The sequence below is a fragment of the Novosphingobium kunmingense genome, from assembly GCF_002813245.1.
GTDB lineage: Bacteria > Pseudomonadota > Alphaproteobacteria > Sphingomonadales > Sphingomonadaceae > Novosphingobium > Novosphingobium kunmingense.
On record NZ_PHUF01000003.1, the window covers coordinates 464,824 to 479,144 of the forward strand.

The following is a 14,321-nucleotide window of genomic DNA, read 5'->3' on the forward strand; positions in this document are numbered from 1 at the left end:
CGCGCGAACAAGGGGTCATAGTCACAAAATCCCGAGCGATCAGGGTGCGTTATCGCCCCTGCCCTGCGCCACGGGCCGCGTGGCCCATTGCAGCGCGTCCCCTCGGTAAAGGTCCATGGTGAAGATCGCGTTAGCGCGCGGCGGCGGCAGCAAATCTGCGCCAAAGCAGCGATTCAGCCGTTCCGGCCTTAACCCAAAATTAGGAACGTTCTGCGATCCCCCACTGCAAGTCCGATTGGGCTCAGGCATTTTTCAGGGGGAATTGGCTTTGCGCGTATTGGCATTGGCATCGCAGAAGGGGGGTTCGGGCAAGACGACCTTGTCGGGGCACCTAGCCGTGCAGGCCCAGCGGGCTGGTGCGGGGCCCGTCGTCCTGATCGACATCGATCCGCAGGGCTCGCTCGCCGACTGGTGGAACGAGCGCGAGGACGAGTTTCCCGCTTTCGCCCAGACGACTGTCGCGCGCCTCGCCGCCGACCTTGCCGTCCTGCGCCAGCAGGGTTTCAAGCTTGCCGTCATCGACACGCCGCCGGCGATCACCATGGCGATCCAGTCGGTCATATCGGTGGCCGAACTGATCGTTGTTCCGACCCGACCGAGCCCGCACGACCTGCGCGCCGTCGGCGCCACGGTCGACCTGTGCGAACGCGCCGGCAAGCCGCTCATCTTCGTGGTCAACGCTGCGACGCCCAAGGCCAAGATCACGTCCGAAGCCGCTGTCGCGCTGTCGCAGCACGGCACCGTCGCGCCGATCACGCTGCACCACCGCACCGACTTTGCCGCCTCGATGATCGACGGCCGCACGGTGATGGAAGTCGATCCCAACGGCCGCAGCGCCGCCGAAGTGACCGCGCTGTGGAACTACATCTCGGATCGCCTCGAAAAGAACTTCCGCCGCACCGTCTTCGCTGCGCCGACCAGCGTCAGCACTATCCAGGGCGTCCAGCGTCCGGCCGGCGGTTTCGGTCGCCGCGTCGCCAGCTCGTAACGGCGGCGCCCGGGCGATGACCGACACCAAGTCCTTCGCTTCGCTGAGCCCACGGCTCCTGGCCCGCAAGGGCGGGGCAAAGCCGGCCATGCGGCCGCAGCTGACACCGATCCAGTTCGATGCCCTGGCCCGTCATGCCGACGACCTTGGCTGGAACGACATGGGCGACGATGCCGACGTCCATTCCGGCGAACCGGCCGAAGTCTATCCGATCGCACCCGAAGGCAGCCCGCGCGAGCGCGCCACCCGCCGCCGCATTGCCGCCGCGCGCCGCTCGGCGCTCGACGATGGTCGCCGCGCCGCCTTCACGCTGCGGGTCGATGCCGAACGCCATCTGAAGCTGCGCCTCGCTTGCACGGTCAAGGGGCGCAGTGCCCAGCAACTGGTGACTGACGCGATCGACCGCCTGCTCGACGAATTGCCCGACGTGGCCGCACTGGCCGCGCAGATTGCCGCCAAGCCGCACAAATCCTGATCTCCAAAGGGGGGACTGACCATGACCATCAACCGCATCAGCCGCAAAGCCAAGGTTCTGGGCCTTCCGCTCGGCGTGGCCGGCATCGCCGCCGCTGCCCTGCTTGCCGGCGGCACGATGAGCACCACCGCCGTCGCCCGGTCGTCGCCCGACCAGACACTGGCCGAAGCGAGCAAGCTGCTGGCCAAAGGCAAGACCGAAAAGGCGATCGAGCTGGCCGAGACCGCGGTTGCCGCCAACCCGCGCGAACCGAGCTACCGTGCGCTGCTCGGCCAGGCCTATTTCAAGGCCGGCCGCTTCGATTCGGCGATCACCACCTTCAATGACGCGATGAAGCTGGGCGACAACAGCGCGCGCACTGCGCTGGCCCTCGCGCTGGCCGATGTCGCCGCCGGTCGCAACCGTGATGCGATCGCGATCCTCGATGACTGGCGCGACGCCATTCCAGGCAGCGATCTTGGCCTCGCCATGGCGCTGGCCGGCGAGCCGGGCCGCGGCGTGGCGATCCTTGCCGACGAACTGCGCGCAGGCGATGCCACGGCCAAGCTGCGCCAGAACCTGGCCTATGCCTATGCCCTCGACGGGCGCTGGCGCGAAGCCCGCCTGATGGCCGCGCAGGACATTCCGGCCGATCAGCTTGACAAGCGCCTCAGCGCCTGGGCCGCCAACGCCCAGCCCGAAGCGGCCAAGGCCCGCGTTGCCGCGCTGATCCGTGCGCCGCTTCGCGACGATCCGGGCCAGCCGCGAATGCTGGCGCTGGGCGACAGCCCGGCCGGTGAACAACTCGCCGCCGAAACCGCCGCGACCCAGACCCTTGCGACAACCAGCGAGCTGCCGGCTGTCGCCGCCGCGCCTGCCGCAGCGCCCGCAAGCACCGCCACCCTGGCGCAATATACGCCGGTGTCGACCCCGGACGAAACCGCTATGGTTGCTCCGGCCGAAACGCCTGCGGCGCAGGCGCCGACCTTCGCCAGCGCGTTCGCCGCGCAACCGGTCGCCGCTCAGGCCGCGCCACGCACCGCGCGCCCTGCCCGGGTCGCGACGGTCAAGACGCTCCACAAGCAGGGCCTGCGCCCGCGTGGCGGCGTGGTCGCCAGGGGCGGTAGCCATGCGGTGCAGCTCGGCAGCTTCTCGAGCCAGCAGGGCGCGCGCCGCGCCTGGGGCATCTTCGCCGCGAAGAATCCGGAACTGCGCAAGTACCGGATGCAGATCACGCAGGCGACGGTTCACGGCAAGCAGTATTGGCGCGTGGCTGCGGCCGGTTTCGACAAGGGTTCGGCCTCTGGCCTGTGCTCGACCGTGAAGACCCGCGGCGGGGCGTGCTTCGCCTATGCCACCAACCGTTTCGCGCCTGGCGGCAAGGCCGTGGCCGCACCCGCCCTGGCCCAGGCCAGAAAGCCGGTCCAGCAGATCCGCGTCGCTGCCGCCGCTTCGGTGCGCGGTGCCGCTGGTCGCGCCAACCTTCGCTGACACTTACCTGCCATAACAAAAACAGTCGGATCGCATCTGAACCCTCTCCCGCCTCCACGGGGGAGGGTTCTTCACATCATTCGACAGGAACGCCGCCCTTGAACAGCGCGGTCACGCGGCCCTGGACGCCCTGCTTGTCGAACGGGGTGTTGCCGGCGCTGGCGGCCATCTTGTCCGAATCGACGATCCACGGACGATCCGGATCGATCAGTGCCAGGTCGGCCTGGTAGCCGGCGGCAAGCTTGCCCGCATCGACGGCCAGCAGCTCTGCCGGCGTCGCGGCCACCAGATCGAAGGCGCGGGCCAGCGTGATCACGCCGTCGCGAACCAGCGACAGGGTCAGCGCCAGCAGCGTTTCGGCTCCGGCCATGCCGGGTTCGGCATCGGAGAAGGGCAGGCGTTTGTCTTCCGGCCCGCGCGGGTCGTGGCCCGATGCGATGACGTCGATTGTGCCGTCGTGGATCGCTGCGCGCACCGCTACGCGGTCCGCCTCGCCGCGCAAGGGTGGGGAAAAGCGCGTGAAGGTGCGGAAATCGCCGATTGCTGTCGTCGACAGCATGAAATGGGCCGGGGTGACGCCGGCGGTGACGCGGATCCCGCGCTGCTTGGCGGCGCGGACCAGGTCGAGCCCGCGTCCCGTGGTGACCTGGCGGATGTGGATTCGCGCGCCGGTCATTTCGGCCAGCAAGAGGTCGCGCGCGATGGCCAGGGCCTCGGCCTCGGCCGGGGCGGAGGGCAGACCGAGCCGGGTGGCCATTTCGCCCGCGGTCGCAACCGCGCTGCCGGCAAGGCCGGCATCCTCGGCGTGGGTCACGACGACAAGGTCGAGCATGGCGCAATAGGACAGCAGCCGGTGCATCGTGCCGCTGTCGGCGATCCAGCGTCGCCCGGTCGCCACGGCGCGCGCGCCGGCGTCGCGCATCAGCGCCAGTTCGGCAAGGTCGGTGCCGTCGAGGCCCTTGGTCGCCGCTGCCAGCGGGTGGACCCACAGGTCGGGCTTGCCCGACTGCGCGGCGAAGCGCACCGCCGATGGCTTGTCGAGCGCGACCGACTGGTCGGGCATCAGCGCGGCGCGGGTGATCCCGCCGAAATGCAGCGCCGCCTTGTCGATGGCGAAGACGCCCAGATCGACCAGCCCCGGTGCGATCAGCGCGCCTTTCGCGTCGATCACCCGGTCGCCGTCCTGCGGCGTGACATCTTTGCCCACGGCGACAATGCGGTCGCCCTCGCAGCGCAGGGCGCCGGGCGCGGGTTCGGCACCGGAAAGGACAATCCGGCCCCCCGTGAGGGTCAGCGGCGCCAGCGGCCTCATGCCCAGCCCTCCACCTTGCGGGTTCGCCGCGTCAGCACGTCAAGGCAGGCCATGCGGATCGCGACGCCCATTTCGACCTGGCTGGTGATGGCCGAACGCCCGGCAAGGTCGGCGACGTTGCTGTCGATCTCGACCCCGCGGTTCATCGGGCCTGGATGCATGATGAGGGCATCCGGCTTCGCCTTGGCTAGGCGGTCCAGGGTCAGACCGTAGAGGTGGCGGTACTCCCGCGGAGAAGGGATGAACTGCCCGCTCATGCGCTCCTGCTGAAGGCGCAGCATCATCACCACGTCGGCGCCTTTGAGAGCGGCGTCGAAATCGTGGAACGGGGTGACCTTCATGGCATCGACTTCGGCGGGCATCAGCGCGGGCGGGGCGCAGACGCGCACGTCGGCACCCAGGGTGGTCAGGCAATGGACGTTCGATCGCGCGACCCGGCTGTGCAGGATGTCACCGCAGATCGTCACGGTCAGCCCGCCGAAATCGCCCTTTGCGCCGCGCTCGGTCATGAAGTTGCGGATGGTCAGCGCGTCGAGCAGCCCCTGGGTCGGGTGCTCGTGCTGGCCGTCGCCGGCATTGAGCACCGGGCAATCGACCTTGTCGGCGATCAGCCGCACCGCTCCCGACGACTGGTGGCGGATGACCATGGCATCGGCGTGCATCGCGTTCAGCGTCATCGCCGTGTCGATCAGGGTTTCGCCCTTCTTCACGCTCGACTGGGCGACCAGCATGTTGACCACGTCGGCGCCGAGCCGCTTGCCCGCGATCTCGAAGCTGAGGAGCGTGCGGGTGGAGTTTTCGAAGAAGGCGTTGATGATGGTCAGGCCGGCCAGCTTTTCGCTGCGTTTCTGCGGCTGGCGATTCAATTCGACCCACTGTTCCGCTTCGTCGAGCAGGAACAGGAGTTCCCATGGGGCCAGGCCCGCAAGACCGGTCAGGTCGCGGTGCGGGAAGGCGGCCGAGCCGGCTGGATAGCGGCTCTGCGGCGTGTGGTTCGCAGATGTCATTGAAGACGGTGCCTTAGGTGGGATTGCCACACTGGGCAAGCGCAAGGTCGCCGTTGCCCACCATTCGCGGGTAAGAATTGCCTGTTAAGTGGTGCATTGCGGGACAGGGCCGAGCGATGGCTTGTCTGGCAGCGGGCGCCGTGGTGGCGTCATCGTCGAATTGCGAGATGCCGGACCATGGACGATACCCTGACTTTGCCCCGGACCCGAAGGCCTTCGCCGGTTTCACGCGATCGTGTGACGCGTGCCGGCTTGCCGGATTCGCGTTTGCCTCTCGCGGCAACGCTGATCGCGGCGCTGGGGCTGGCCGTGGCGCTTGCCTGGGGGATCTGGCACCGCGGGCCCTGGTACGATGATTTCTACTCCTGGTTCGTGACCGATCCCGGCCGGACTTTCGCGGACGGTCTGATCTCCAGTTGGCTGGTCGATAACCACCCGCCGCTGTTTTACGTACTGGTCTGGATCACCCGGCACGCGTCCCATTCGATCGAAAGTGCCCGCCAGATCAATCTGGTGGCGCTCGCCGCCGGATTGCTGGGAAGCTGGTTCCTGATCCGAGATCTTCGTCCGGAGCGCTGGATTGCCGCCATCTTCTTGCTGGTGATCGCCGCCAATCCGGCGACGCTGGAATATGGTACCGAACTGCGATCCTATCTGGTTTCGCTGATTGTCTCCGCTGTCGTGATCCTTGCGCTGACGGTCGGCTGGCTGACGGGCACGCTCGACCGGGCGCAGCGGATAGTCCTCGCTGCGGGATTGCTGACCGGGTTCAATGTCCACATCCTGACCAGCGTGATCCTGGGTGCGGCAACTCTGCCGTTCATCGCGGCGGCATGGTTTACGGGGCGTCGTCAGCTCGCACTTGCCATTTTGTGGCCCGCATTGATTGCAGGCGCGATCTTCGTCGGTATCTGCCTGATCCAGATCCCGCTGTGGTGGGCCAACACCACGGTGTTCTGGATCCCCAAGGACTTCAGCGGCGTGCGCTGGTCGATCGAACTTTGCATCGAGGCCGCGATAACGGCCAACCCGGTCGCCCTTGTCGCCGCCATTGGCGGCGGAGCGCTGTTGTGCGCCGACGCAGCGATCCGTCGCACGATATCCCCGGAGCTGGCCGCCGCGTTGCTCCTTGGCTTGGGGATCGTCCTGGCCAGCGCATTGCTGGCTGCGCTCCAGCTGGTGCGCCCGATGGTCATCGAGCGCTATCTCGCCGCCCTGATCGCGCCCGCCGCCATGACGCTGGCACTTGGTTTCAGCGAACTGGTGCGCCGGGTGGGACGGCGGGGCGGTGTCCTGATCCTGGCGGCCACCCTTGCAGCAACCGGATGGGCCTTGGTCAGGAACACCGAACTGGCGATCGAACGCCATTCCTGGCTGTGGGCCTCCTCGCTTGCCGCGCGGGTCCAGCGTCATTGCGCCGACACCCCCATCCACATCGATCCGCCATACTGGAACGCCTACAGCCTGTCCTTGCCGCCGCGGGACAATCACATGGTCATGAAACGGTCCTACGCCCTTGTCGCGGGGCGGCTCGGCCTTCGCCTCGAGCCCAGCCAGTCGCGGCGCATTGCACGCGATTGCCCAACTTTGTTCTGGGCCGAGCACGATGTCGAAAGCCGCCGCACGCCGGAAGCGGTGCTCGCCCGTCTGCGCGAGCAGGGCTTTGCGGTCGACCATATCTGGATGTACCGCCAGCGCTTCGGCTGGATCGCCAGCAACCGGCCCTTGTCGGCGGAAGGGCAACGCTAGTCGACGAGTGCGGCTGGCCATTGCCCGCCATGCCGCCTATCTCGAAGGCTGGACGAGTGGCACCTAGGATGACCCGATGATTTTTGCCCGCAAGGTTTGGACCTTCCTTGTCGCGATCAAGGACGGGCTCGTCCTGTGCTTCATGCTGCTGTTCTTTGCCGCGCTCTATCTGGCGCTGACAGCGCGGCCCAGCGCGGGATTGGTTCGCGACGGCGCGCTGCTGGTCAAGCTCGACGGCGTTGTGGTCGAGGAACCGGCCGAGATCGACCCCTTCGAACTGCTGCTTTCGCGCGCCAAGCCGCAGGGCGAGCATCGCGCCCGCGACGTCGCCCGCGCCATCCGCGCTGCTGCCACCGATGACCGGATCAAGGCCGTGGCGCTCGACCTGTCGGAGTTTTCAGGCGGCGGGCTTGTCCACATGCAGGAAATCGGCGCGGCGATGGATGCCGTGCGCGCAGCCAAGAAGCCGGTTCTGACCCATGCCGGCGCGTACATGGACGACGGCGTCCTGCTGGCCGCCCACGCGAGCGAGGCCTGGGTCGATCCGTTTGGCGGTGCAATCGTCACCGGCCCCGGGGGCACGCAGCCGTACTTCGGGCCGCTGCTCGAAAAGCTGAAGATCACGCCGCACGTCTACAAGGTCGGCACCTACAAGGATTTCGTCGAACCGTTCATTCGCGACGGCGCCTCCGATCCGTCGCGCGAGGCGCGCCGCGCGCTCTACGCTGCCGTGTTCGAGGACTGGAAGGCCGATGTCGTCAAGGCCAGGCCCAAGGCCGACATCGCCCGGGTCACCACCGATCCGGTCGGCTGGATCACGGCTTCCGGCGGCGATGCGGCCAAGGCCGCGCAGGCTGCGGGACTGGTCGACCGCATCGGCGACCGGGTCGCCTTCGGCGAACGGGTGAAGGAACTGGTCGGGGCCGATCCCGCCTCGACCAGGCCAGGCGCCTTCGCCCACACCTCGGTCGATACGCTGCTCGCCGCCCATCCCGAAAGCCGCGAGGGCAAGGCCGTGGCGGTGGTCACCGTGGCCGGCTCGATCGTCGATGGCGACGCGGGACCCGGCACCGCCGGCGGCGATCGCATCGCCCGGCTGATCGACGATGCCAACGACAACGATGCCGCGGCGCTTGTGTTGCGGGTCGATTCGCCAGGCGGCTCGGTCATGGCGTCCGAAGTGATCCGCGGCGCGATCGAGCGCTTCAAGGCCAAGAAGCGGCCGGTGGTCGTATCGATGGCCAACCTTGCGGCCAGTGGCGGCTATTGGGTTTCGACTCCGGCCGACCGGATCTTTGCCGAACCGGCGACGATCACCGGTTCGATCGGCATCTTCGCGCTTATCCCCAGTTTCGAACGGACCCTGGCCGATTACGGAATCAAGGCCGATGGCGTGCGCACCACGCCGCTTTCGGGCCAGCCCGACATTCTGGGCGGCTTTACCCCCGAAGTCGACGGGATGATCCAGTCTACGATCGAGCATGGCTATGCCCGCTTCATCGGGCTGGTCGCGCAGTCGCGGAGACGCACGCCCGAGCAGATCGACGCGATTGCCCAGGGCCGCGTCTGGGACGGCGGCACCGCCCGCCAGAACGGCCTGGTCGATCAGTTCGGCAATCTCGACGATGCTCTGGTGTTCGCCGCGCAGTCGGCCAAGCTGGGCGATGACTGGCATCCCGAATTCTACGGTCGCAGCGAAAACCGCTATGCCTCGTTGCTCGAACGGCTGAAAGGCGGGGACGACGATGCCGAGGGCGCGCGCTCGGCCGATCTGGCCGCGATCCTCGCGCAGCGGCAGGAACAGCGGGTAGTCCAGGCGATCGGCAGCCTGCGCTGGATGGTCGGCGCGCGCGGGGCGCAGGCCTATTGCCTCGATTGCCCGGTACAGGTCGTCAGCGTCCGGCCGCTGAGCGTTGAAATGGGCTGGGCCGCGCGCCTCGCCGCGCTTGTCAGCCTCTAGACCTCGTTGGGAACCTGGCCGGGTTCGTTGATCGACGGGTCCGGCGCCGGGGTTTCGACCGGCTGGGTCGGCGGGGCTTCGGGCACCGGGTTCTGTCCCGGGCTTTCGGGCGGGCTCTGTGGCTCGATGGTGTCGGGCGCGGGGTCTGGCTGGGTCGCCATGGCAGGTCTCCTCTGCTATGATAACGGCTAGCCCGACCGGCCGTTCCCCGCAATCCGGCCGATCGCCGCCGCAAGCGTGCTTGCCCTTTTCGGCGGACCTCACTAAGGGCCACCGCTTGATTCAAGGCTTCGTCGGCTGCGGGCGTGGCGGAATTGGTAGACGCGCTGGTTTTAGGTACCAGTATCGCAAGATGTGGGGGTTCGAGTCCCTTCGCCCGCACCAGTTCCCCCGCACCGGATCCGACCAGCCAGGACGCAGTTCGAGAAGGCTTCTATTGTCATGCAGATTGTCGAGACCACCAACGAAGGTTTGAAGCGCGCGTATACGGTCAAGATCACGGCGAAGGACATCGCCGCCCGGATCGATGGCGAAGTCGCCAAGATCGCGCCGCAGGTCCGCATGCCGGGCTTCCGCGCGGGCAAGGTTCCGGCGAACCTGGTCAAGAAGATGCACGGCCCCGCGCTGCACCAGGAAGCACTCAACACCTCGGTGCGCGAAGCGGTCGACAAGGTCGTTGCCGACAACAAGCTGCGTCCGGCGATGCAGCCGCAGATCGAGCTGACCCCGGGTTACGAGGAAGGCAAGGACGCCGACCTCACCGTCAGCCTCGAAGTGCTGCCCTCGATTCAGGCTCCGACTCTCGACGGGCTCAAGCTCGACAAGCTGGTCGTGCCGGTCACCGACGAACAGGTTGACGAACAGCTCGGCAAGCTGGCCGCCGGGGCCAAGAGCTTCACCGATGCCAAGAAGGGCAAGAAAGCCGAAAACGGCGACCAGGTCGTGATCGACTTTGTCGGCAAGCTCGACGGCGTGGAATTCGACGGCGGCAGCGCGCAGGACACCGCTCTCGAACTGGGCGCCGGCCGCTTCATCCCGGGTTTCGAGGAGCAGCTCGTCGGGGTCAAGGAAGGCGATGAAACGACCATCACCGTGACCTTCCCGGTCGACTATCCGGCCGAAAACCTGAAGGGCCAGGACGCGACGTTTGACATCAAGGTCAAGGGCGTGAAGGTTCCGGGCGAGACCAAGCTCGACGACGATTTCGCCAAGAGCCTCGGTCTGACCGATCTCGAACAGCTCAAGGGCCTGCTGCGCGGCCAGCTCGAGCAGGAGACCGCCGGTCTGACCCGCACCCAGATGAAGCGCGCGCTGCTCGACCAGCTCGCCGCCGGACACGATTTCGACGTGCCGCCTTCGATGGTCGAAGCCGAATTCGGCCAGATCTGGCAACAGCTGACCCAGGAAGCGCAGAACGAGGACGACCCCGAAGCCGCGCTCAAGGAAATCGAGGACGAGAAGGACGATTACCGCGCCATCGCCGTGCGCCGCGTGCGTCTCGGCCTGCTGCTGTCGGAAATCGGCCAGGCCAATGCGGTCGAGGTCAGCCAGCAGGAAATGCAGATGCTGATGGCCCAGGCCGCGCAGCAGTACCGTCCGGAAGACCGCCAGCGGTTCTACGAATACGTCCAGCAGGACCCGATGGCCGCCGCCCAGCTGCGCGCCCCGCTTTACGAGGACAAGGTCGTCGACTTCCTGTTCGACAAGGCCGATGTCACCGAAAAGACCGTGACCCGCGAAGAACTGCAGGCCGCGATCGAGGCCGAGGAAGCCGCTCCCGCCAAGGAGGCCAAGCCCGCCAAGAAGGCTCCGGCCAAGAAGGCGGCCAAGGCCGACGACGGCGACACGGCCGAAAAGCCTGCCGCAAAGAAGGCGGCCAAGCCCAAGGCCGAAGAGGCTGCGCCCACCCCTGCCGAGGACAAGCCGGCCAAGAAGGCTCCCGCCAAGAAGACCGCTGCCGCCAAGAAGTAAGGGGCGATCCCCAACCATTTGCGAAACCCGGGCGGGCCGTTGGGTCTGTCCGGGTTTTCATTTGTCTGGAGTATCTGTGCGGGACTGGCACAGCAGGGTCATCCCGCAACATTTCGATTGATTTTCGGCGACTTGTCCCGGATCAACGCCGCGATCGAGGTCGATCGGACCGGCGATGCGGGAGACGAATAGGCCATGGCTGTAATCACTGGAACGTCGGTCGTCGACGTGCTCAACGGCACCGCGGATGCCGACACGATCTACGGCCTTGCCGGCAACGACACGATCGACGGCGGCGACGGCGACGATTTCATCTATGGCGGATTGGGCGTCGACATGCTGTCGGGCGGCAACGGCGAAGATACTTTCGTCGAAGACCAGCCGACATCGGCGGGCGAGACGTTCAACGGCGGCGCCGGATTCGACACGATCGAACTGCGCACCATTCCGGGGCCCGTGGTTACATCGTTCGGGCTGCTGTCTCCGCACGGCCTGTCGGCCTCGACGCTCTCTTCGATCGAGCGACTGGTCTTCGCCTCGCAAGCGGGGCAGGCCATGCAGTCGTCGCTGCTGCTGTCCAACTGGGCCTCGATCGGACTGACCCAGATCGTGGGCGGGGCCGGGCGCGATTTTCTGACCATGTCCACCGGGACGAGCTCCGGCGTCTACGAGATGCCCGACCTTCCCCTGGTCGGTTGGGATGCCGTTCCCGCCAATGCGTGGGACGGGGGCGATTTCGTCGTGCTGTCGTCGTCCGCCGGGCCGGGGGTCGGCGTGACTCTCAACGCCCGCGCCGGGGCAGGTTTCCTTCAGCTTCTGTCGGGTGGGCAAGGCGACGACATCCTCAATGGATCGGCCAATGCCGACATCCTCGACGCGCGCGCCGGCGCCGACGCGGTGATGGCGGGGGCGGGCAACGACCTGATCCTGATCGTCAACTCCTTTGCGCCGACGGGGTCGTCGTGGATGCCGCCGACGACCTACAACGGCGCGGGTGCCACCTGGAACGGCGGCACGGGCACCGATCTTGTCGGCATCGGCGGTTTCGTGGACCTTCAAGCCACGCTGGTCGGTATCGAGGGCTTCTTCCTTCAGGCCGCGGTCCTGCCGCCCCAGCCGATCGTGACCAAGCAGGATGAGGGCTACCTCGTTCTCGACCAGGCCCATCTTGCGATGCTGCCTGCTGCGGCGGTCTTCGGCGGCACCGGAACGGTCGAGATCGACCTTGACGACAACAGCAGCTTCTCGGGCGCGCTGTTCACCTTCCTGCCGGGTACCGACGTTCGCTTCCAGATCGTTGCTGGAACGGGCAACGGCGTGTCGATCGTGGGATCGGGCGCGGCTGACGAAATCTGGTTCGGCACGGGGACGCAGACGGCGACCGGCGGCATCGGCGCCGACACCTTCCACCTCGGCCAGGGAACCTTCACGATCACCGACTTTACCCAAGGGTCGGACAAGTTCGACGTCAGCGGGTCGGGCTTCATACTGTTCGATCGGCTGCGCGATTTCCTTTCGCAGGGCGCCAACGGGGCGGTGATCGCGGGCGACAGCGGCGGAAACCATACCGAGGTGCGTCTGAACGGGGTCAGCGCCGCAAGCCTGGCTGCGACGGATTTCAAGCTCGATACCGGGTACTATTCGGTTTACGACAACGGCACGGCGCTTGCCGACATCATGCTGGGCGTCAACCTGGACGATCAGATGCACGGCGGCGACGGCAACGACCGCATCTACAGCGGCGGCGGAGCCGATATCATCAGCGGCGATGCCGGCGACGATGTGATCGTGCTCGATGGGGCGCTGAACCCCAACGGCGTCTTCGGTCAGCCGTCGATCACAGGCGGGACCGGAACCGACAGCCTGGTCCTGCGCGGCTTCGTGCCCGGCGGGTTCAGCCAGCACAGCCTCTATTTCGCCAACGTGCTGAACGGGATCGAGACGCTAAAGTTTGATAGCAAGGTCGGGGAAACGCTCAGTGCGGTGCTGCTGCTTCCGCAGTATCAGGGCGCGGGGATCACGACGGTGATCGGCGGCGCGGGCATCGACCAACTGGTCCTGGTCGCGGTCTCTGGCACTTCGGCCACCGTGCCGACGCTCAATCTCGTCGACTGGACAAATGGACCTGGGGGCGACGCCGTAGTCATGGCGGTCGCGGGCAGCAACACGACCGGCATGACGCTCAACGCGCTGCAGGGCGCCGCCTTCAACCAGGTCCTGCTCGGGGCGTCAGGGGCCGACACGCTCAACGGATCGGGCGCCGACGACGTGTTGCGCGGCAACGCGGGCGATGACGTGCTCGACGGGAAGGCCGGCGTCGATCAATTGGTTGGCGGGCTCGGCAACGATACCTACCACGTCGACGCCCAGGCCGATGTGATCGTCGAGAGCGCCGGAGAGGGCATCGATACCGCGATCGCGACGGGCAACTTCTACCTCTACGCCAATGTCGAGAACCTGACCCTGGCCGCCGGGACAGGAAGCAACTTCGGCGTGGGCAATGACCTCGCCAACGTGATCGCCGGGAACGATTCAGGCAACCTTCTGATCAGCGGCCTTGGCAACGACACGATCCATGGCGGCGCGGGTGATGACAGCCTGTTCGGAGAGGACGGCGACGATACCCTGAATGGCGATGCCGGAATCGATTACATCGTCGGCGGCCTCGGCAACGACACGATCAACGGCGGCGACAACCCCGATGCGCTCTATGGCGAAGACGGCGACGATACCATCATCGGCGGCGCCAGCTTCGATACCGACATTTTCTATGGCGGGGCGGGTAACGACATCATCTACGCCAATTCGGGTCTGGGCGACTATGACATCATGAACGGCGCGGCGGGCAACGACACCTACTATGTCGATACCCCCGACGACATCGTCTATGAGGGTCAGTTCGAGGGTACCGACACCGTCTATGCCGGAATCGTGGGCGCCGGCTTTTACCTGTGGGCCTATGTCGAAAACTGCACCCTGACCGGCAACACGCCCTTTGCTGCCGGCAACGAGCTGAACAACGTGCTGACCGGATCGGCCAGCGACAACTGGCTGCTCGGCAACCAGGGAAGCGACACCCTGAACGGCAAGGCGGGCAACGACGTGCTGTTCGGCGACCTGCTCGAAGGGCCATACAGCAGTGATACCTTCGTGTTCGACGGCGTCGTCGGTCAGGACGTAATCGGTGACTTCCGCCCCGGCGAGGACAGGATCCAGCTGACCGGGTTCTACGGCTCCTGGGCCGAAGTGAGCACGCACCTGGTCCAGAACGGCGCGGATTGCGCGCTCGATCTGGGCGGCGGGAACATCGTCGTGTTCCAGAACCTGCAGGCTTCCAGTTTCAGCGCGACCGATTTCATTTTCGGTTGAGCGTCCACTAGTGGTCTGAT

Annotated in this window: 10 protein-coding genes and 1 tRNA gene; 8 read left to right on the forward strand and 3 right to left on the reverse strand. The window is 66.6% G+C overall.

Annotated features, from left to right (window positions below):
• The first annotated feature begins 268 nt into the window (after window positions 1-268).
• Genes B0I00_RS08295 through B0I00_RS08305 form a run of 3 tightly spaced genes read left to right on the forward strand, consistent with a single transcriptional unit; the run spans window position 269 to window position 2,933 of the window.
• Complete coding sequence (locus B0I00_RS08295; RefSeq protein ID WP_100866907.1) at window positions 269-988, forward strand: ParA family protein; 720 nt, start codon at window positions 269-271, stop codon at window positions 986-988.
• Window positions 989-1,004: 16 nt separating this feature from the next.
• Window positions 1,005-1,463 carry a hypothetical protein gene (locus B0I00_RS08300; RefSeq protein WP_100866908.1) on the forward strand — a complete coding sequence of 153 codons (459 nt, stop codon included), beginning with the start codon at window positions 1,005-1,007 and terminating at the stop codon, window positions 1,461-1,463.
• Between the two features lie 21 nt (window positions 1,464-1,484).
• Window positions 1,485-2,933, forward strand: coding sequence for an SPOR domain-containing protein (locus tag B0I00_RS08305; protein WP_100866909.1), 1,449 nt, complete (start codon window positions 1,485-1,487; stop codon window positions 2,931-2,933).
• Window positions 2,934-3,009: 76 nt separating this feature from the next.
• On the opposite strand, the gene B0I00_RS08310 is transcribed toward B0I00_RS08305, so the two are convergent.
• Together B0I00_RS08310 and B0I00_RS08315 are read right to left on the reverse strand one after the other, a co-directional pair.
• Window positions 3,010-4,245, reverse strand: a complete 1,236-nt coding sequence (locus B0I00_RS08310) for a dihydroorotase (RefSeq protein ID WP_100866910.1) — start codon at window positions 4,243-4,245, stop codon at window positions 3,010-3,012.
• A complete protein-coding gene (locus B0I00_RS08315) occupies window positions 4,242-5,252 on the reverse strand; it encodes an aspartate carbamoyltransferase catalytic subunit (protein ID WP_100866911.1) in 1,011 nt (336 codons plus the stop codon). The genes B0I00_RS08310 and B0I00_RS08315 overlap by 4 nt, the downstream gene beginning before the upstream one ends.
• Window positions 5,253-5,504: 252 nt before the next feature.
• On the opposite strand from B0I00_RS08315, the gene B0I00_RS08320 reads away from it, so the two are divergent.
• Entirely contained in the window at window positions 5,505-7,001 is a 1,497-nt protein-coding gene (locus B0I00_RS08320; RefSeq protein WP_157812505.1) for a hypothetical protein, read from the forward strand.
• A gap of 76 nt (window positions 7,002-7,077) precedes the next feature.
• On the forward strand, window positions 7,078-8,961 hold the full coding sequence (gene sppA / locus B0I00_RS08325) for a signal peptide peptidase SppA (RefSeq protein WP_100866913.1): 1,884 nt from the start codon (window positions 7,078-7,080) through the stop codon (window positions 8,959-8,961).
• Here the strand turns inward: sppA and B0I00_RS17175 are convergent.
• On the reverse strand, window positions 8,958-9,122 hold the full coding sequence (locus B0I00_RS17175; RefSeq protein ID WP_198519178.1) for a hypothetical protein: 165 nt from the start codon (window positions 9,120-9,122) through the stop codon (window positions 8,958-8,960). The two genes, sppA and B0I00_RS17175, sit on opposite strands and share 4 nt — an antisense overlap.
• A gap of 138 nt (window positions 9,123-9,260) precedes the next feature.
• Here B0I00_RS17175 and B0I00_RS08330 point away from each other — a divergent pair.
• The 3 genes from B0I00_RS08330 (at window position 9,261) to B0I00_RS17025 (ending at window position 14,301) form a co-directional block, all read left to right on the forward strand.
• Window positions 9,261-9,345 (forward strand) — tRNA-Leu (locus tag B0I00_RS08330).
• Window positions 9,346-9,402: 57 nt separating this feature from the next.
• Window positions 9,403-10,932, forward strand: a complete 1,530-nt coding sequence (gene tig / locus B0I00_RS08335; RefSeq protein WP_100866914.1) for a trigger factor — start codon at window positions 9,403-9,405, stop codon at window positions 10,930-10,932.
• Window positions 10,933-11,127: 195 nt separating this feature from the next.
• Entirely contained in the window at window positions 11,128-14,301 is a 3,174-nt protein-coding gene (locus B0I00_RS17025) for a calcium-binding protein (RefSeq protein ID WP_157812506.1), read from the forward strand.
• The last annotated feature ends 20 nt before the right edge of the window (window positions 14,302-14,321 follow it).

What these genes read in the sequence shown, in the direction of transcription:
- B0I00_RS08300 (WP_100866908.1), top strand. Translation starts at nt 1,005, where the DNA reads ATGACCGACACCAAGTCCTTCGCTTCGCTGAGCCCACGGCTCCTGGCC.
- B0I00_RS08305 (WP_100866909.1), top strand. Translation starts at nt 1,485, where the DNA reads ATGACCATCAACCGCATCAGCCGCAAAGCCAAGGTTCTGGGCCTTCCG.
- B0I00_RS08310 (WP_100866910.1), bottom strand. Translation starts at nt 4,245, where the DNA reads ATGAGGCCGCTGGCGCCGCTGACCCTCACGGGGGGCCGGATTGTCCTT.
- B0I00_RS08315 (WP_100866911.1), bottom strand. Translation starts at nt 5,252, where the DNA reads ATGACATCTGCGAACCACACGCCGCAGAGCCGCTATCCAGCCGGCTCG.
- sppA (WP_100866913.1), top strand. Translation starts at nt 7,078, where the DNA reads ATGATTTTTGCCCGCAAGGTTTGGACCTTCCTTGTCGCGATCAAGGAC.
- B0I00_RS17175 (WP_198519178.1), bottom strand. Translation starts at nt 9,122, where the DNA reads ATGGCGACCCAGCCAGACCCCGCGCCCGACACCATCGAGCCACAGAGC.
- tig (WP_100866914.1), top strand. Translation starts at nt 9,403, where the DNA reads ATGCAGATTGTCGAGACCACCAACGAAGGTTTGAAGCGCGCGTATACG.
- B0I00_RS17025 (WP_157812506.1), top strand. Translation starts at nt 11,128, where the DNA reads ATGGCTGTAATCACTGGAACGTCGGTCGTCGACGTGCTCAACGGCACC.